This window comes from Dietzia sp. IBK-p2-16D, from assembly GCF_057773085.1.
Window position 1 is genome coordinate 193,807 of the sequence record NZ_JBYMTL010000005.1, and the last position, 19,212, is coordinate 213,018.

General features: G+C 69.9%; 15 protein-coding genes. 7 read left to right on the forward strand and 8 right to left on the reverse strand.

Translation table 11 applies throughout. From position 1 onward, the window contains the following. Position 1: 1 nt before the first annotated feature. The 7 genes from AC3DE3_RS12285 to AC3DE3_RS12315 all read right to left on the reverse strand — a co-directional run bounded on the left by AC3DE3_RS12285 (position 2) and on the right by AC3DE3_RS12315 (position 7,765). Positions 2–1,135, reverse strand: a complete 1,134-nt coding sequence (locus AC3DE3_RS12285) for an acyl-CoA dehydrogenase family protein (RefSeq protein ID WP_260486696.1) — start codon at positions 1,133–1,135, stop codon at positions 2–4. Next, positions 1,132–2,115: an acyl-CoA dehydrogenase family protein gene (locus AC3DE3_RS12290; RefSeq protein WP_488370165.1), complete on the reverse strand. Its 984-nt coding sequence runs from the start codon at positions 2,113–2,115 to the stop codon at positions 1,132–1,134. Before AC3DE3_RS12290 ends, AC3DE3_RS12285 begins: the two co-directional genes overlap by 4 nt. Positions 2,116–2,133: 18 nt before the next feature. After that, positions 2,134–3,303, reverse strand: coding sequence for an acyl-CoA dehydrogenase family protein (locus AC3DE3_RS12295; RefSeq protein WP_067711792.1), 1,170 nt, complete (start codon positions 3,301–3,303; stop codon positions 2,134–2,136). Between the two features lie 4 nt (positions 3,304–3,307). After that, a complete protein-coding gene (locus AC3DE3_RS12300; protein WP_488370166.1) occupies positions 3,308–4,255 on the reverse strand; it encodes an enoyl-CoA hydratase in 948 nt (315 codons plus the stop codon). A gap of 84 nt (positions 4,256–4,339) precedes the next feature. After that, entirely contained in the window at positions 4,340–5,167 is an 828-nt protein-coding gene (locus AC3DE3_RS12305) for an SDR family NAD(P)-dependent oxidoreductase (protein ID WP_488370167.1), read from the reverse strand. Then, complete coding sequence (locus AC3DE3_RS12310) at positions 5,164–6,819, reverse strand: FadD3 family acyl-CoA ligase (RefSeq protein WP_488370168.1); 1,656 nt, start codon at positions 6,817–6,819, stop codon at positions 5,164–5,166. The genes AC3DE3_RS12305 and AC3DE3_RS12310 overlap by 4 nt, the downstream gene beginning before the upstream one ends. A gap of 91 nt (positions 6,820–6,910) precedes the next feature. Then, positions 6,911–7,765, reverse strand: a complete 855-nt coding sequence (locus AC3DE3_RS12315; protein ID WP_396468022.1) for a mycofactocin-coupled SDR family oxidoreductase — start codon at positions 7,763–7,765, stop codon at positions 6,911–6,913. Between the two features lie 77 nt (positions 7,766–7,842). On the opposite strand from AC3DE3_RS12315, the gene AC3DE3_RS12320 reads away from it, so the two are divergent. Further along, on the forward strand, positions 7,843–9,090 hold the full coding sequence (locus tag AC3DE3_RS12320; protein WP_488370169.1) for an acyl-CoA dehydrogenase family protein: 1,248 nt from the start codon (positions 7,843–7,845) through the stop codon (positions 9,088–9,090). Then, on the forward strand, positions 9,087–9,893 hold the full coding sequence (locus AC3DE3_RS12325) for an SDR family oxidoreductase (protein WP_488370170.1): 807 nt from the start codon (positions 9,087–9,089) through the stop codon (positions 9,891–9,893). The genes AC3DE3_RS12320 and AC3DE3_RS12325 overlap by 4 nt, the downstream gene beginning before the upstream one ends. A 36-nt stretch (positions 9,894–9,929) precedes the next feature. On the opposite strand, the gene AC3DE3_RS12330 is transcribed toward AC3DE3_RS12325, so the two are convergent. Continuing rightward, positions 9,930–10,760, reverse strand: coding sequence for a hypothetical protein (locus tag AC3DE3_RS12330; RefSeq protein WP_488370171.1), 831 nt, complete (start codon positions 10,758–10,760; stop codon positions 9,930–9,932). 151 nt (positions 10,761–10,911) lie between these two features. Here AC3DE3_RS12330 and AC3DE3_RS12335 point away from each other — a divergent pair, with 151 nt between their 5' ends. The 5 genes from AC3DE3_RS12335 (at position 10,912) to AC3DE3_RS12355 (ending at position 19,154) form a co-directional block, all read left to right on the forward strand. After that, positions 10,912–11,091, forward strand: coding sequence for a hypothetical protein (locus AC3DE3_RS12335; RefSeq protein ID WP_341254611.1), 180 nt, complete (start codon positions 10,912–10,914; stop codon positions 11,089–11,091). Positions 11,092–11,112: 21 nt separating this feature from the next. Beyond that, complete coding sequence (locus tag AC3DE3_RS12340) at positions 11,113–11,283, forward strand: hypothetical protein (protein ID WP_163375483.1); 171 nt, start codon at positions 11,113–11,115, stop codon at positions 11,281–11,283. A 109-nt stretch (positions 11,284–11,392) separates the two neighbouring features. Continuing rightward, complete coding sequence (locus AC3DE3_RS12345) at positions 11,393–11,974, forward strand: TetR/AcrR family transcriptional regulator (RefSeq protein WP_096906038.1); 582 nt, start codon at positions 11,393–11,395, stop codon at positions 11,972–11,974. A 27-nt stretch (positions 11,975–12,001) separates the two neighbouring features. Then, complete coding sequence (locus AC3DE3_RS12350) at positions 12,002–13,171, forward strand: acetyl-CoA C-acetyltransferase (protein ID WP_488370172.1); 1,170 nt, start codon at positions 12,002–12,004, stop codon at positions 13,169–13,171. 757 nt (positions 13,172–13,928) lie between these two features. After that, on the forward strand, positions 13,929–19,154 hold the full coding sequence (locus tag AC3DE3_RS12355) for a Rib/alpha-like domain-containing protein (protein WP_488370173.1): 5,226 nt from the start codon (positions 13,929–13,931) through the stop codon (positions 19,152–19,154). Positions 19,155–19,212 lie beyond the last annotated feature (58 nt).

A 19,212-nucleotide genomic window follows, 5' to 3' on the forward strand; every position in this document is an offset into this window, starting at 1 on the left:
GCTAGAGTCCTGCCGCGACCTCCAGCGCGGCGAGCAGTTCGTGGGGTTGCCCGAGCAACTGCGCGGTACCGTGTGCCCGCTTGAAGAACAGCTGGGCGTCGTACTCCCAGGTGATGCCGACGCCACCGTGGAGCTGGATCGACTCACCGGCGATCCACTGCAGGGCCTCGGAACAGTAGACCTTGGCGGCGGCCGCCTCGATCTCCGCGGCGTAGGCCGCCTCGTCGGCGTCCGGCCCGTCCCCGAGGGCCTGCGCCTCGGCGACGAGGGCGGCGGCGGAGTACGAGAGCGAAGCGGCGGTCTCCGCGCGGACGTACATGTCGGCCATGCGGTGCTTGAGCGCCTGGAACGAGCCGATCACGCGGCCGAACTGGGTGCGCTCCTGCGTGTACCGGACGGTCGCGTCCAGCACGGCGCGGGCGGCGCCCACCTGCTCGGCGGACACCGCCGCCCATGCGGCCGCGCGCAGGCGGGCCAGGAAGCTCGGCCGGGTGGCGATGGCGGTGGCCGCGGCGCCGTCGAACTCCACGCGCGCCAGGGTGCGGGTGGGGTCCATGACGGGCACGCGGGTGACGGTCACGCCGTCGGCGTCGGCGGGGAGCTCGAACAGACCGACGTCGTCGCCGGTGACGGCCACGACGAGTAGCGTGGTGGCGGTGTCGGCGCCCAGCACGTGGTGGGCGGTGCCGGTGAGGGTGGTGCCGTCGGCTCGGACCCCGGGGGTGGCCCAGCCGTCGAGCCCGGCCCAGCACAGCGCGGCGAGCTCGCCGGCGGCGATTCCGGGCAGCAGACGCGCGCACGCGGCCTCGTCGCCCGAGGCGAGGACGGCCTGTGCGGAGAGGACCGCGGACCCGAGCATCGGGGAGGGGGTCAACCGGCGGCCGAGCTCCTCGCACACGAGGTGGGTCTCGACCCAGGTCGCCCCGGCACCGTCGTGTGACTCGGGGATCGACAGCGCGGCGGCCCCGATCTGGTCGACCAGCGTCGACCACAGCGCGGGGTCGTACCCGTGGTCGGAGGCGAACGCGGCGCGCACAGCGGCGGAGTCGGACCTCTTCTCCAGCAGCGCGGCCACGGACTGCCGCAGCGCGGCCTGTTCCTCGGTGTCGACGCCGGGGGTGGCGGGGGCGGTCATCGGGTGGCCCCCGCGGCGTCCGCGCGGAGCGAGTCGAGCACGCGGCCGCGGTGGTAGCTCTGGGTGCCCCACGCCGTCTGCAGGGCGCGGGTCTTGGTCAGCCACAGGCCCAGGTCGTGCTCGAGCGTGTAGCCGATCGCGCCGTGCACCTGCAGCGCCGTGCGGGCGGCCAGGTAGGCGGCGTCGGCGACGGCCACGCGGGCGGCGGAGACGTCGCGCACCGCGGCTGCGGGGTCGTCGGGGTTCTCGGCGATCGCCAGGGCGCCGGCCCACAGCAGTGGGCGGGACATCTCCAGCGCGATGGCCACCTCGGCCAACTGGTGCTTGAGGCCCTGGTACTCACCGATGAGCTTGCCGTACTGCTTGCGCTGCTTGGCGTAGTCGACGCTCATGTCGAGCATCGCCCGGCCGAGGCCGAGGAGTTGGGCGGCGGTACCGAGCGCGCCGTGGTTGACCAGGTCGGTGGTGCTGACCGCGGCCACCCGGGTGCCGGGCGTCGGCGCTGCTACGGTGCGCGCGCGGTCGACCGAGCGGCGGGACTCACCCGCTTCGCCGGTGAACACCTCGTCGTCGTCGCCCACCCACAGGTACTCCGCCACGTGCACGTCGGGAGCGAGCGGCGAGACGCCGGGCACGGCGACCGACGCCAGCGCGCCGGAGGCGACGGACTCGGCCACGTCCCCGGCGGCGATACGCGGTGCCACCATGACGGTCTCCACGACGGGACCCGGCACCGCGTGGCGGCCCAGGACCTCGAGCGCGGCCACGGCCTCGACCGCGGTGGCCCCGGCGCCGCCGGCGGCCTCGTCGATGAGCAGGGCTGCCGCGCCCGTCTCGGCGACGCGGCCCCACACGGCGGTGCCGGGGGCCGTGTCACCGGCGGCCCACGAGCGGATCACCGCGGGCATGTCGGACTTGGCCAGCAGGGAGTCGATGCTGCCGGCGAAGTCGATGATCTCGGGATCGAGTGCGAACTGCATGTTCAGAAAACCGCCTTCTCAGCCGCGCGGGAGGCCGAGGAGTCGCTCGGCGATGATGTTCTTCTGGACCTCGTTGGTGCCCGCGTAGATGGGCCCGGCGAGGGCGAACAGGTACCCGTCCATCCACTGCTCACCGGCGAGCTCGCCGGCGGTGCCGAGGACGTCCAGGGCGGTCTCGTGGGTGGCGATGTCCCAGTCGGACCAGAAGACCTTGTTGATCGAGGACTCGAAACCGAGGTTGGCTCCTCCGGTGAGCTTCGTGACCGTGTTCCAGGTGCTCAGCTCGTAGGCGCGCGACCCGATCCACGCGTCCACGACGCGGTCCGCCAGGGATCCACGGGTGCGGTCGTCGAGCTCGGGCTCGGCGGTGCCCCACAGGTCGAGCAGCCGGTCGGTCGTGGCGAGGAACCGTCCGGGGGAGCGCAGTGAGAGGCCGCGCTCGTTGTTGGCGGTGGACATGGCCACCTTCCAGCCCTGGTTGACCTCGCCGATCACGCCGGACTCGGCGGGGTTCGCCGGGTCGTCGGGCACGAAGACGTCCTCGAGGAACAGTTCGGCGAAGCCGGGCAGCCCGTCGAGCTGGTCGATCGGGCGGACGGTGACCCCCTCGGCCCGCAGGTCGAACATGAAGTAGGTCAGGCCCTTGTGGCGGGGCTCGTCCGGGTCCGTGCGGAACAGGCCGAAGCCCTTGTCGGCGAACGACGCGCGGGTGGACCACACCTTCTGCCCGTTGAGGACCCAGCCGCCGTCGACGCGCTTGGCGGTCGAGCGCAGTGAGGCCAGGTCGGAGCCGGCCTCGGGCTCGGACCAGGCCTGCGCCCAGATGTCGTCGGCCCGGGCCATGCGCGGCATGATGTGGGCCAGCTGCTCGGGGGAGGCGTGGTCGAACAGGGTCGGGGCCAGCAGGAAGATGCCGTTCTGGCTCACCCGCAGCGGGGCGCCGGCGCGGAAGTACTCCTCCTCGAAGACCACCCAGTTGACCAGCCCGCAGTCGCGGCCGCCGAACTCCTCGGGCCACGACACGACCGACATGCGGGCGTCGGCCATCGTCGCCTCCCACCGGCGGTGGGCCTCGAAGCCCTCGCGGGTGTCCATGTGGGGCAGCGGCTCGGTGGGCACGTTGGCCTCGAGCCACTGCCGCACCTCGAGCCGGAACTCGCGGGTCGATGCGTCCAGATCCAGATCCACGGCGTCAGTCCTTCTTCTCGCCGGTCGGGGCGGCGCCGCCCGTCGAACCGGTGTTCGCGCTGTCGCGCATCGAGCGCGCGTCCATACCGCCCAGGGAGGCGGAGAACGAGTCGGTGTCGTCCGGCTCGGCATTGGCGGAGTGCGCGAACATGTGCCAGCCGAACGCGGTGTCCAGGGAGGTCTGCAACCCCATCTGGTCCTCGTTCGAGTTGATGACCTTCTTGGCCAGCGTCAGACCGAACGCCGGCATGGCCTTGATCTCCTCGGCGATCGAGTCGACCTTGGCCTGCAGCTCCTCGCGGGGGACCACGTGGTTGAGCATTCCCCACTCCAGCGCCTCGGCGGCGCCGAACCTGCGACCGGTGTAGAGGATCTCCTTGGCGCGGCGCGGGCCCAGCACGAAGGAGTGGGCGAAGTACTCGACGCCGGGGATGCCCATCTTCACCACGGGGTCGGAGAAGAACGCGTCGTCGGACGCCACGATGAAGTCGCAGACCCACGCCAGCATGAGCCCGCCGGCGATGCACGCGCCGTGCACCTGGGCGATCATCGGCTTGGGGATCTCCCGCCACCGGCGGCACATCTGCACGTAGACCTCGCTCTCGCGGGCCAGGCGCCGGTCGCCGCCGCCGCGGGTGGTGTGGTCCCACCAGAGCGCCGCGCGGTTGGGGTACTCCACGTGATGGTCCCGCTCGGGCGTGCCGATGTCGTGGCCCGCCGAGAAGTGCCTGCCGTTGGCCCGCAGGACGATCACCTTGACCGCATCGTCCTCGACGGCCTTGATGAACGCGTTGTCCAGCGAGTACGTCATCACCGAGTTCTGCGCGTTGCGGAAGTCCGGTCGGTTGAGGGTGACGTACGCGGTGCCGTCGGTGACCTCGTAGGCCACGGGCTGCGTGTCCGGCCCGAGGTCGTCGACCCCGAGGACCGGGGGGATGGGTGCATCGGTCATGACCTGGGACTCTCCTTACCTAGCAAGTGCTTGGTTGGTAACTGTACCGGACGGGCGCGGCGAGCCGGATTCAGACGGCTCTCGTCACACCCCGTAACCCCCGTCCACGTCGAGCTTCTGGCCCGAGATGAACCCGGCGCGGTCCGACGCCAGGAACGCGACCGCCTCGGCGATGTCGGCGGCCGTGCCGAACCGGCGCAGGGGGATGTTGCCGCGTGTGACCTCCAGCGCGCGCTCGTCGAGGTCGCCGGAGGAGATGAGCCGCTCGGCCATCCCGTCGGTGAGCATCCCCGGGCCCACGCAGTTCACGCGCACGCCGAAGCGCCCCTCCTCGGCGGCCAGGCCCCGGACGAGCTGCTCGACCGCGCCCTTGGGGGCGGCCGACAGTCCGTCGCGGACCGGGTAGCGGGTGGTGGCGGCGGTGGTGACGACGACGACGTTGCCCGCCACCACGCGCAGGTGCTCCAGCGCGGGACGCACGATCGCGAAGAACCCGACCGCGTCGTCCTCGAGCTGCCGGCGGAACTCGGACGGCGCGATCCGGGACAGGTGCACCATGGGCACGTGCGGACCGGCGCAGTGGGCCAGTACGCGGATCCCGCCGTGTCGGGAGGCGATCGCGTCGACGGCGGAGGCGACCCGGTCATCGTCGTCGCCGCCGTTGTCGTCGTTGCCGTCGTCGGTCCCGCCCCGCCCCGGGGCGAGGCGGACGCACTCGACCTCGCGGTGTCCGCCGGCGCCCGCCGTGCCCCCCAGCTCGGCGGCCAGCCCGGTGGGCTCGGTCGAGCGGTACCCCAGCACCACCGGCGCATCGGGGAACTCGGCGGACAGGCGGCGCGCGACGGCCGCCCCGATCCCGCCGGAGGCCCCCGTGACCACCACGGCGCCGCGCGGTCCCGCCGGGGCGCTCATCGCAGCTCGGTCTTGACGATCTTGCCCGAGGCGTTGCGCGGAAGGGAGTCGACGAACTCGATCGTGCGCGGCCGCTTGAAGTTGGCCAGGTGCTCGGAGCAGAAGTCCAGCACGTCCTGCTCGGTGAGGGTCGAGCCCTCGCGGCGGACGATGAACGCCTTGCCGACCTCGCCCATCCGATCGTCCGGAACACCGATCACGGCGGTCTCCACCACTCCGTCCAGGCGGGCCAGGGTCTGCTCGATCTCGGCGGGATAGACGTTGAACCCGCCGTTGATGTACATGTCCTTGAGCCGGTCGGTGATGCGCAGGTTGCCGTCGGCGTCGATCTCGCCGACGTCGCCGGTGTGCAGCCAGCCGTCCGGGTCGATCGTCTTGGCCGTGTTCTCGGGGTCGTCGAGATAGCCCTGCATGACCATCTCGCCGCGGGTGAGGATCTCACCGTGCTCGCCGATGCGGATCTCCATGCCCGGGTAGGCGCGGCCGCACGTGGTGGACACCGTGACGTCGTCGTCACCGGTCCGGGTGGTGGTGATGAAGCCCATCGTCTCGGTCTGGCCGTACGCCGTGATCACCGTCTCCAGCCCCAGGTCGGACTGCATCCGCTCGATGAGCACCACCGGCACCACCGAGGCGCCGGTCACCGCCACCCGCAGCGACGACAGGTCGTAGTCGACACGGGTGGGGTCGTCGAGCAGGGTCTGGAAGATCGTCGGTGCCCCGGTGAGGATCGTGACCTTCTCGTCCCGGATCAACCGCATGGTCTCGGTGGTCGAGTAGACGGCCAGGGGGACGATCGTCACGCCGAACAGCACGCACGCCAGGAAGCCGGCCTTGTAGCCGAAGCTGTGGAAGAACGGGTTGACGATGAGGTACCCGTCCCGCTCCGTGAGCCCGTTGTTGCCGCCCCACGCGCGCGAACCCGCGACGGTCTGCCGGTGCAGGGCCACCACGCCCTTGCTCTTGCCGGTGGTGCCGGAGGTGAAGAGGATGTCGGCCACGTCGTCCCCGGTCACCGCGTCCGCGCGGCCGTCGGCCTCGGCGAGCAGGTCCTCGGTGGCCAGCGCCCGGAGGTCGGCGAAGTCCACGACGTCGACGCCCCCGGCGGCGCCGGCCCCCGCGGGGGCCGAGTCGCCGGCGTCGAGGGGGATGCGCACGATCGTGCGCAGGGAGGTGGCCGCCGCGAGCGGGCCGGCGGCGGCCCCGGCGGCCCCGGCGGCGTCGGCGGCCCCGGCGGCGTCGACGAGGTCGACGATCCGCTCGGTGCCGAGGAACGTCCCCGCGACCACGGCCGCCACCGCGTGGGTGCGCTGAATGATCTCGAGCGTCTCGCTCCCGGTGTAGCGCGTGTTCGCGGGGACGACGGTGCCTCCCGCGAACTGCACGCCCAGCGCCGCGACCACCCAGTGGCGGGTGTTGGGCGCCCAGATCACCACGCGGTCACCGGGGGCGATCCCGCGCGAGACGAGGCCGGCGGCGAACCGGCGGACCTCGTCGTGCAGGTGCGCCCACGTCCAGCGGGTGTCCTGGCCGGGCTGCACGTCGACGATCGCCTCGCGCTCCGGCCACGACCGGGCCGCGCGACGCAGTGCGGCGGGGGTGGTCTCGACTGGGGCGCCCTGGGCGGGCGCGGTGTCGTCGGTCGGGTTCATCGCGGACTCCTCGGTGGGGCTGCGGACTGCGGGTGATGCGGGCGCAACTCTACCAAGCAAGTGCTTGGTCATTCTTGATCCGCGCGTCGAGCTAGTACTTGAGCGCACCCCGGTCGACGGTGAGTTGGACCCCGGAGATCGATCGCGACCCGTCCCCGGCGAGGTAGGAGACCACCTCGGAGACCTCCTCGGGCGGCATGAAGTCGGCAAGGGTGCTCGCGCCGTCCACCCGGGCGTTCTTCAGTGGCATCGGGGCGAAGCTGTGGAGGAACGACGGGAAGCGGCCGAAGAGCTCGGCCATCCCCTCGGGATCGATCATCGGCGTGGCCACCGAGTAGGGATGGATCGAGTTGACGCGGATGCCGAACTCGCCCACTTCCAGCGCGAGCGCGTTGGTCAACGCCACCAGGCCGGCCTTCGAGGCGGAGTAGTGCCCGTTGCCGGGCGTCGCCTTGAGGCCCGCGGACGAGCTGACGATGATGATCGACCCGCCGTTGCCGGCCTCGATCATCGCCGGCACGGCCGCGCGGATCGTCCGCCACGTCCCGCTGAGGTTGACGCCGATGACGGTGTCCCAGTCGTCCTCCGGCATCTCCCACAGGCGGCCCCAGCTGAGGACCGCGGCGTTCGCGACCAGGATGTCCAGCCGTCCGAAGGTGTCGATCGTGCGGGCGACGAGGTCCTGCAGTGCGCCCAGGTCCCTGATGTCGAGCACCGCCGAGAGGGCGCGCTGACCCGTCTCCTCGATCAGGCGGACGGTCTCGCCCAGGTCGTGCGGTGTGGGGGCGGGGTAGGTGGCGGACCCGGACACCGGCGCGCAGACATCGGAGACGACGACGTCGGCGCCCTCCGAGGCGAGGCGGACCGCGTGGGCCCGGCCCTGGGCGCGGGCGGCTCCGGTGATGAAGGCGACCTTGCCGGCCAGGGGCTTCGAGGGGGGAGTCATGGGCTCATCCAAACCGATGGCGGCGTGGGCGGAGGCCGGATCCCACGAACCAAGCAAGTGCTTGGTAGTGTGGCCCCATGACCGAGAGCACGGCACCCGAGAAGTGCAAGCCCGCGTCGGAGATGACCGATGACGAGTTCGCCGCGGAGTTCCGCACCTGGCTGGACGCCAACCTCGTCGGCGAGTTCGCCGAGATCAAGGGCGTCGGCGGCCCCGGTAGCGAACACGAGTTCTTCCCGCAACGCCTCGCCTGGGAGCGGCACATGGCGGCGGCGGGGTGGACCTGCGTCGGCTGGCCGGTCGAGCACGGCGGGCGCGGCGCGTCGTTGAGCCAGCAGGTGCGGTTCCACGAGGAGTACGCCAAGGCGGACGCCCCGGCGCGGGTGTCCCACCTCGGTGAGACGCTCCTCGGCCCGACCCTGATCGCCCACGGGACCCGGGAGCAGAAGGACCGCTTCCTGCCGCGGATCATCGACGTCACCGAACTGTGGGCTCAGGGGTACTCCGAGCCCGGCGCCGGGTCCGACCTGGCCAACGTCTCGACGACCGCCGAACTCGGGGATGACGGCAGGTGGCACCTCAACGGGCAGAAGGTGTGGACCTCGCTCGCGCACCTCAGTCAGTGGGTGTTCGTGGTGGCCCGCACGGAAGCGGGTACGAGTCGGCACAAGGGACTGAGCTTCCTCCTGGTCCCGCTCGACCAGCCGGGCGTGGAGATCCGCCCGATCCAGCAACTGACAGGGACCTCCGAGTTCAACGAGGTCTTCTTCGACGACGCGGTCACCGACGCCGGCATGATCGTCGGGGAGCGGGGCGACGGCTGGAAGGTGGCCATGACCCTGCTCGAGTTCGAGCGGGGGGTCTCCACCCTGGGCCAGCAGGTCGGCTTCGCCCGCGAACTCGACGAGATCGTCGCGATGGCCCGCGCCAACGGCAGCGCCGAGGTGCCCGCCGTGTGCGAGCGCATCACCCGCGCGTGGATCGGGCTCAAGGTGATCCGTGCCCACGCGCTGCGGACCCTCGCCGATCGCGACTCCTCCGGCGGCAACGCCTCCGCCGCGAAGCTGCTGTGGGCCAACTGGCACCGCGACCTCGGCGAGCTCGCGATGGAGGTGCAGGGGGCACAGTCCCTCACCGGTCCCACCCACACCTCCGAGGGTGCGCCGAACGACCTCCGCGACCCCGAGAATCTCGAGCTCGCGCTGTGGCAGCGGCTCTTCCTGTTCACCCGCTCCGACACCATCTACGGCGGATCGAACGAGATCCAGCGCAACATCATCTCCGAGCGCGTGCTCGGACTACCCCGAGAGGCAAGGCCGTCATGACCGAGCAGAAATCCCCCCTCGCCGTCGTCCCCGAGGAGACCCCCGGACACGGACTGCTCAAGGGCAAGAAGGTCGTGGTGACCGCGGCGGCTGGGACCGGGATCGGCTTCTCGGCGGCCCGACGCGCGGCGCTCGAGGGTGCCGACGTCCTGGTCTCCGACTTCCACGAACGCCGCATGAACGAGGCCCGCGACGCGCTCGCCGCCGAGTTCCCGGACCAGCAGATCGAGTCGCTGACCTGCAACGTCCAGTCGACCGCCGACGTCGACGCGCTGATCGCCGGTGCCGCGGAGAAGCTGGGCCGGATCGACGTGCTCATCAACAACGCCGGACTCGGCGGCGAGACCGAACTCGTCGACATGACCGACGACGACTGGGACCGTGTCCTGGACATCACCCTGAACGGCACCTTCCGCGCGACGCGCGCGGCGCTGCGGTACTTCCGCGACGCGGAGCACAACGGCGTGATCGTCAACAACGCCTCCGTGCTGGGCTGGCGCGCGCAGCGGGCGCAGGCCCACTACGCCGCGGCCAAGGCCGGCGTCATGGCGCTGACCCGCTGCTCCGCCATCGAGGGTGCCGACTACGGGGTGCGGATCAACGCCATCGCCCCGTCCATCGCCCGCCACAAGTTCCTCGAGAAGTCCGCCTCAGCGGAGCTGCTCGACGAGCTCGCCGCCAAGGAGGCCTTCGGGCGGGCCGCCGACGTGTGGGAGGTCGCCGCGACCATCGCCATGCTCGCCAGCGATTACACGACCTATCTCACCGGGGAGGTCGTCTCCATCTCCTCGCAGCGCGCCTGACGGCGGCCCGCCCGGTGCGCCGGGCGGGCAGCGGTGTCAGGCGGTCCGGACCTTCTCCGCCTGCGATGCGAAGAGCTCGAGGGCGGTGTCCCGGGCCTCGTCGGAGATCGGCCCGTCGGTGCCGGATGCGGTGACGGAGATGCCGAGCCCGCGGACGACGCCCGTGATCATCACGTTCGACGTCCGGATGGTCTGACCCATCATGTTCATCGAGTTGTCCTGGACGACGGCCGCGAAGTCCTCGACCCACTCCGGGGCGTCGACGTCCAGCAGCGAGTTCTGCGCCTCGGTGATCATCTCCTCGCCCTGGAGCGGGAACGCGACCGTCATGACCGGGCAGTCCTCGATCTGCTGCGCACGCGCGGCCAGGCCGTCGGTCACCCGGGTCACGGCCACCGCGAACGAGGTGCCCCCGACCTGGCCGGCCTGGATCGCCATCGCGTCCGGCTCCGACTGCGCGCCCGGGCCGTCCTGACTGATGTCCGCGCACTGCTCCGGCTCCACGCGGACATCGGACGTGAACGCGCCGAGCGCGTCCATCCCGCCGGCGATCTCATCCGCGGGGACGGGTTGCAGCCCGACCTCCGGGGCGTCCTCGGCGGTGAGGACGAGCTGCTCGACCTTGCCGGGCGGCGGGGTCGACCCCGGATCGGCGGGCTCCGACGACACTGCAGACTCCGACGACGCTGCCGACCCCGCCGGTTCGGCCGACTCGGCCGCTGCGGTGGTGGTGGCGGTGCCGCCCTCGTCGTCGTTCCCCTCCCCGGTCGCGCACGCGCCCAGCCCCAGCGTCAGGCCGAGCACCGCCGACGCTGCGAGGGCACGGGTGCGACAGGGGCGGGAGGTCAGTGGTGAGGTGGTCCGCATGCGCCGGAGTCTAGCGGCGAGGTGGGCGGGGCGGCGGCGCCCGTGCGCCGCGCCCGGTGCCCGCGTGGCAATCCGGGGGACTGCCACGCGGGCAGTCGGGGGCCTCACTAAGCTGAGTGTCGTCAACCCCCTCGACCATCGGAGATGAAGAATGATTGACCTCAGCGGCGTGCTCGGAGGGCTCGCTGACGACCTGTGGGGATCCGTGGACGGCATCGTGCCGGCCGGCTCCCTCGGGAACGTGATCGGTGGCGTGCTCAAGCTGCCCGCGGCCCTGCTCTACGGTTCGTCCAACCTGTTCTGGGGCTTCGGCTCCCACGGCCCCGCCTGATCCGACCGAACGGAGAACACCATGCTCAGTGGCTCACTGCACGACCTCCACGAGACGATCGACGGATCGGTCGACGGCCTCGCCCCCTCCCTGCCGGCCGGCTCCCTCGGCGACATCGTCCACGGGGTCCTCAACATCCCCGGGGCGCTCATCGCGACCCTGGAGTACGTCCTCCTGGGTTTCGGTTCCTGACGCGACCGCGCGACAGTGGCCGGGCCCCCGGGGACCTTTCCGGGGGCTCGGTGACGCGGGGGAGGACCGAACCTCTACCTAGCAAGTGCTTGGTTGGTACCCTCGGGGTATGACCAGCACGACCAGACGTGAGGAGCTCCTGTCGATCGCGGCAGGGCTCTTCGCCGAACGCGGCCTGCGTGCGACCACCGTCCGCGACATCGCCGACGCCGCGGGCATCCTCTCGGGGAGCCTCTACCACCACTTCTCGTCCAAAGAGGCGATCGTCGACGAGATCCTCCGCGGGTTCCTCGACGCGCTCTTCGGCGAATACCGTCGGATCGTGGAGGCCGGCCTCGGCCCGCGGGAGACCCTGGAACAGCTGGTCCGCGCCTCGTTCGAGGCCATCCACCGCGACCGCGACGAGGTCGCCATCTACCAGGACGAACTCAAGCACCTGCGCGGCAACCCGCGATTCGACTACCTCCGTGAGCGCAACACCGAGTTCCGCGAGATGTGGACCGACGTGCTCACCCGGGGGATGGAGTCCGGCGACTTCCGCGGTGACCTCGACGTGCGGCTCACCTACCGCTTCCTGCGCGACACGGTGTGGGTCGCCGTGCGGTGGTACCGGCCCGACGACGAGAACGATCACGCGGCCATCGCGGACCAATACCTCAACATCGTGCTCGACGGCCTGGCCGTCGGCTGACCTTCCCACCCCTTCCCGAGGAGACACATGACCAGCGTGACCGGCCGCGAGGCCTACGTTATCGACGCCGTCCGCACGCCCGTCGGCAAGCGCGGCGGCAGCCTGTCCGGACAGCATCCGGCCGACCTGGGCGCGCACGTCATCAAGGCGGTCGTCGAACGCACCGGTATCGACCCGGAGGTCGTCGACGACGTCATCTTCGGCTGCGTCGACACCATCGGCCCCCAGGCCGGCAACATCGCCCGCTCCGCCTGGCTCGCCGCCGGGATGCCCCTGGGCGTCCCGGGCACGACCGTCGACCGACAGTGCGGCTCCAGCCAGCAGGCCATCCACTTCGGCGCACAGGCCATCTGGTCCGGCACCCAGGACGTGATCCTGTTCGGCGGGGTGCAGAACATGAGCGCCCTGCCCATCTCGTCGGCCATGCTCGCCGGGCGCGAGTACGGATTCGACGACCCGTTCACCGGTTCCACCGGCTGGGTCGAGCGCTTCGGCTCCCAGGAGATCTCGCAGTTCAACGGCGCCCAGATGATGGCCGACAAGTGGGACATCTCCCGCCGGGAGATGGAGGAGTGGGCACTGCAGTCCCACGCCCGCGCCCGCGCCGCGATCGCCGAGGGGCGGTTCGCCAGCGAGTACGTCCCGATGGCCGGCCTCGAGGCCGATGAGACCACGCGCGAGACCACCCTCGAGAAGATGGCTTCGCTGCCCGTGCTGGCCGAGGGCGGCTCACTCACCGCCGCCGTCGCCTCGCAGATCTGTGACGGCGCCTCCGCCGGGCTGCTCGCCTCCGCCGAGGCGGTCGAGAAGTACGGCCTGAAGCCCCGCGCCCGCATCCACCACCTCACCGTCCGGGGTGACGACCCGGTGATGATGCTGTCGGCACCCATCCCGGCCACCAAGTGGGCGCTGGAGAAGACCGGCCTGACGATCGACGACATCGACGTGGTGGAGATCAACGAGGCCTTCGCCCCCGTCGTCCTGGCGTGGATCAAGGAGACCGGAGCCGACCCGGCGCGCGTCAACCCCAACGGCGGCGGCATCGCGCTGGGCCACCCGCTCGGCGCCACCGGCGCCAAGCTGTTCGCGACCCTGCTGAACGAGCTCGAGCGCACCGGTGGTCGCTATGGCCTGCAGACCATGTGTGAGGGCGGCGGCACCGCCAACGTCACGATCATCGAGCGTCTCGACGGCTGACAGGCACTGCCGAACGCTCGGCCCCGCATTCGCAAGGATGCGGGGCCGTGTCGTATTCGGGCGCCGGCCCCCAGGCGAGTTACTGAGAAAATTGGCCAATTGCCTTAAGGTGCACGGCATCTCATGAAGTACTTAGCTTCGCAGTTGAGAGTGGGTTCGGCGGACATGTACGGGTTCGCTGCGGGCGGTCGAGGGGGCGATTACGCCCCGTTCTAAGAATAGTGTTAACTATGGCTCGGGTAACTATGCCCGGGTCCGACCCCGCATGGGTGATGGGCCGATTTTCCTGGTGAAGGGACGGTTCATGTTTAGTGCTCGTGTCGCCGCTATCGGCGGTCGCGACCCCGACAGGACGGGGCGGACCAAGTCGGGGAAGGGCCTGGTCATAGCTTTTGTGATGTTCCTCGTCGCGAGCCTGGCGCCGGCTGTGGCCGGCCTTGCGCCGTTCATGCAGGCGGCGAACGCACAGGCATGTAGCCCTGGGTCGGCCCATACGATCGCCGGTACCGTGTACCGAGACGTGGCCGGGTTGTCCACCATCGAAGACCCTGGAGACCCTGGCCTCGCAGGCGTGACCTTCAGGGTCCGGTACACGATGGGTGGTTCGCCGGCGTCAGCTACCAGCGGCCCCTGGTCTGCGTGGTACACAACCACGTCGGCGACAGATGGTTCGTACTGCATTCAGCTTCCCGCGAACTCGGGATTCGAACCGACCACGGGCGCCCCGATGGGGAGTTGGATCGAGATCGATACCCCCATGACGGTCACCGCGACTCCGGAGGGCGGGACTGCCGGGCGGTTCCAGCCGATCTTCATTCCCGGTGACGGCCGTCCCACGCAGGTGGCTTACGACACGAATCGCGAGTGGACGAACAACTCGAACATCGCGTTCGGGAATCGTGTGCAGGACCTGAACATCGGTTACGTCTCTGCGCCGGAGCGGACGGTGATCGATATCACCGGAAATAGCTACTCTTCGTCGAACGGCGGGTTCGCCGGGGTCGTGGGGCATGACGTCGGATCGGATCGCTCTGTCCGCAATCCGCTCTTCGGTGATTCGTATGCCCCCGCCGACATTCCCGTGTACATGGACGTGTACGAACCCAATGGCACCACGTACCGGTACACCCTGTTGACGCACACTGATGCCGAGGGCGTCTACCGCTTCAACTTCACCTCGGGCAACAGGCCCAATCTGGGTGGGGTTGTGGGTATTGACGACCGGATCTCACTTCGCCTCGGGCCCGCGTCGGGACACATGTTGGTGCACGATGTGATGCACGGGGGGAATGACGTCAGGCTCGCTACCTCGATTGCGACGCTGACGTTGCAGGGGACCAATTCTTTCGTCCAGGACCCTCTGGTGCCCGCCGTTACCGGGGCGTACGCCAACGCGTATGTCGGTATAGGTACTGTCTGGCGGCTTGCCGTCATGTCGGAGCCGCCACCGCCGGAGGTGACGGATGCGGAGCAGTACGATTTGACGTACCAGTCGGTGAACGTGGAGGTCGGTCAGACGGCGACGTCGCCGGTGACGTTCACCGAAGACGGTGCGACGGTGCCGACGCCGACCGGCGCGACCTTCGCGCTGGGTGCCGGTGCGCAGCCGGGTGCGTCGATCAACCCCACGACCGGTCTGGTGACGTACACGCCGCCTGCGGGTATCGCGCCGGGGACTGTCCAGGTTCCGGTCGTGGTGACGTACGCCGACGATTCGGTGGATAACGTCACTGCGCCGTTCGTGGTCTCGGAAGCGACCCCGACGGAGACGGAAGCAGAGACGTTCGAGCCTGCGTACCAGCCGGTTATTTTGCAGGTGGGTGATACGGCAACGTCGCCGGTGACGTTCACCGAGGACGGTGCGCCGGTGCCGACGCCGACTGGTGCGGCGTTCGCGCTCGGCGCCGGTGCGCCGGCGACTGCGTCGATCGATGCGGCCAGCGGTCTGGTGACCTACACACCGCCTGCGGGTACCGCGCCGGCGACTGTCCAGGTTCCGGTCGTGGTGACGTACGCCGACAATTCGGTCGACAACACCACGGCACCGTTCGTGGTGACCGAACCGGGTGCTGATCCGACTGATGCTGAGACCAATACGCCGGCTTATGGGCCGGGGTCGGGTCAGGCTGGTACGGAGATCACGGCTCCGCAGACCGGTGATACGACGCTGCCGGCGGGGACGTCGTGTGTGGTTGGTCTGCCCACGGGGTGGACCGGCGATGCTGATGGTCCGAGCTGCGATGTCACGGTCACCCCGCCGGCGGGAACGCCGGCCGGTGACTACCCGCTGACGGTGACGGTGACGTACCCGGACGGCAGTTCTGAGACGGTGCCGGTGACCATCACGGTGACAGAGCCGGGCGCCGAGCCGACGGATGCGGAGCAGCACGATCCGGGTTACGGCCCGGGTGTCGGTGATGCGGGTACTTCGATTGATGTTCCGCAGACTGGTGACGATCTGCCCGGCGGGGCCACGTGCTCTATCACGTTCCCCGAGAGCTGGGGGGCGGACTTCGACGAGAACTGCAACCTCATCGTCACGCCGCCTGCGGGCACGACCCCGGGTGACTACCCGGGGACGGTGACGATCACCTACCCCGACGACTCGGTGGACACCGTGCCCGTGGTGGTGACGGTGACCGAGCCGGATGCCGGTCCGACTGATGCTGAGACCAATACGCCGGCTTATGGCCCGGGTGTGGGTGAGGCCGGCACGCCGATCACTGCTCCGCAGACCGCTGATATGAATCTGCCGGCGGGGACGTCGTGTGTGGTTGGTCTGCCCACGGGGTGGACAGGCGATGCTGATGGTCCGAACTGTGATGTGACGGTCACCCCGCCTGTGGGAACGCCGGCCGGTGATTACCCGCTGACGGTGACGGTCAGCTACCCGGATGGCTCGTCCGAGCTGGTGCCGGTGTCCATCACGGTGACAGAGCCGGGCGCGGAGCCGACCGGGGCTGAGACGAACAATCCGGGCTACGGTCCGGGTGTTGGTGATGCGGGTACGCCGATTGATGTTCCGCAGACCGGTGATGCGTCGCTGCCGGCGGGGACCGTGTGTACGCATTCGTTCCCGGTTGGGTGGACGGTCACCTTCGGTGACAACTGCGACATGACGGTGACGCCGCCGGCGGATAATTCTGCCGGTGATTACCCGGGCACGGTGACGGTGACGTACCCGGATGGGTCCGTGGACGAGGTGCCGGTGTCGATCACGGTGACTTCGCCGACGCCGGGTCCGACCGATGCCGACACTCATACGCCGGGTTACGGTCCGGGTGTGGGTGAGGCTGGTACGGCCATCACGGCTCCGCAGACCGGTGATATGACGCTGCCGGAGGGCACGACGTGTGAGGTCGGTCTGCCTGCTGGGTGGACCGGCGATGCTGATGGTCCGAACTGCACTGTCACGGTCACCCCGCCTGTGGGGACCACGGCGGGGCAGTACCCGCTGACGGTGACGGTGACGTACCCGGACGGCTCCAGCGAGACCGTTCCGGTGACGATCACGGTGACCGAGCCGGTCACGGATCCGACCGAAGCCGATATTAACAACCCTGCCTACGCGACGGGTGTGGGTGAGGCTGGTACGCCGATCACGGCTCCGCAGACCGGTGACATGAATCTGCCGGCGGGGACGTTGTGTGTGGTTGGTCTGCCCACGGGGTGGACCGGCAACGCGTCGGGTCCGAACTGTGATGTGACGGTCACCCCGCCGGCGGGAACGCCGGCCGGTGATTACCCGCTGACGGTGACGGTCAGCTACCCGGATGGTTCGTCTGAGCAGGTTCCGGTGACGATCACGGTGCTGGCGCCGGATGCGGATCCGACTGATGCGCAGGAGAACACTCCGGCGTATGGGCCGGGTTCGGGTCAGGCGGGGACGCCGATCTCGGTGCCGCAGACTGGTGATGCGTCGTTGCCGGCGGGTACGGAGTGTGTGGCGTCGTACCCGGCGTCGTGGACTGTGGTGTTCGATGCCAACTGCAACGCGACGGTGACTCCGACTGCGGGGACGACTCCGGGTGATTACCCGGGGACGGTGACCATCACCTATCCGGATGGTTCGGTGGATGTGGTGCCGATCGTGGTGACGGTGGCTGAGCCGGATGTGGTTCCGGATGTGGCTGATTCGTACACGCCTGCGTATGCGTCGGGTTCGACGCAGCCGGGTGTGGCGGTGACGCTGCCGCAGACCGGTGATGCCGCGTTGCCTGCTGATGCGCAGTGTTCGGTGGGTTACCCGGCGAGCTGGAATGCGACGTTCGGTGACAACTGTGATCTGACGGTGACGCCTCCGGCGGGCACTGCTCCGGGGGAGTACCCGTCGTTTGTGACGGTGACGTACTCGGACGGGTCGACGGATGTGGTTCCGGTTGTGGTGACGGTGACGGCTGCGCCGACTGATGCGCAGGACAACACTCCGGGTTACGGCCCGGGCGTCGGTGATGCGGGTACGCCGATTGATGTTCCGCAGACCGGTGATGCGTCGCTGCCCGGGGGGACCGAGTGCGCGCATTCGTTCCCGGCCGGGTGGACGGTCACCTTTGATGACAACTGCAATATGACGGTGACGCCGCCGGCGGATACTCCTGCCGGTGACTACCCGGGGACGGTGACGATCACCTACCCCGACGACTCGGTGGACACCGTGCCCGTGGTGGTGACGGTGACCGAGCCGGATGCCGGTCCGACTGATGCTGAGACCAATACGCCGGCTTATGGCCCGGGTGTGGGTGAGGCCGGCACGCCGATCACTGCTCCGCAGTCCGGTGACAACGCGTTGCCGGAGGGTGCGCAGTGTTCGGTGGGTTATGCGGACGAGTGGGGTGCGACGTTCGATGAGAACTGCAACCTCACTGTCACGCCGCCTGTCGGGACCGCGCCGGGTGAGTATCCGTCCACGGTGACGGTGACGTATCCGGATGGATCGTCCGAGCAGGTGCCGGTGACGATCACGGTGCTGGCGCCGGATGCGGATCCGACTGATGCGCAGGAGAATGATCCGGGTTACGGCCCGGGTTCGGGCGAGGCGGGATCGGATATCACCGTTCCGCAGACCGGCGCCGACCTGCCGGAGGGGACCACGTGCACCGTCACGTACCCCGAGGGCTGGAACGCGACGTTCGACGAGAACTGCAACCTCACCGTCACGCCGCCCGAGGGGACGACTCCGGGTGACTACCCGGGGACGGTCACCGTCACCTACCCCGACAGCTCGGTCGACACAGTGCCCGTCGTGGTGACGGTGGAGGGTTCCGGCGGCGGGGGCGAGTGCAGCCCGCTCGGCTCGCTGGCCTGCCTGCTGCCCTGCGCCACCTGCGGGGAAGGCGGCACCGGATCTCTCGGGTCGCTCGCCAGCGGTTCGCTCGGTGGCGAGAGCGGTTCGCTCGGTGGCGAGAGCGGTTCGCTTGGTGGCGAGAGCGGCTCCGTCGGCTCCCTCCTGCAGGCGGCGCTCGGTTCGCTCGGCGTCACGGCGGGCTCGCTCGGTGATGATTCCGGCACGCCGGGCACCGGCTCGGGTTCGACGGGTCCGGGTTCGACCGGCGACGGCTCGGGCTCGATCCCGAGCAGCTCGCTCGGCTCGATCGGGGACACGCTCGGGTCCGGGGATGGAGGTGGCACCGGGTCGGACCCGGATACCACGTTCGGTTCACTGGCCCAGCTGCTGGGTTCGGTCGGCGGGACGAGCTCGCTCGCTCCGCTGCTGGGTTCCACCGGAGGGGCCGGCTCGCTCGCTGTCGGTTCGCTCGGGCTAGGCGCTCTGGCGATCGGTGGGGTAATCCACGGAATCAACACCGGGATGATCTCGCTGCCTCCGGGGTTCCAACTCCCGGTGGTGCAGCTGCCGCCGCTGCCTCCGCCCCCGCCGGGTATCCCGGTAGGAAGCCTCGGCAGCATCGGAGGCGCGGGCCAGGATGATTCCCAGCGGGAGTTGCCCCAGGCGCACGGTCCGTCGATCCCCAACGGTCGGGGTTGATCCGTAGGTAGCAGCGAGGGCCTGCCTCCCATCCAGGGAGGCAGGCCCTCGTCGTCTA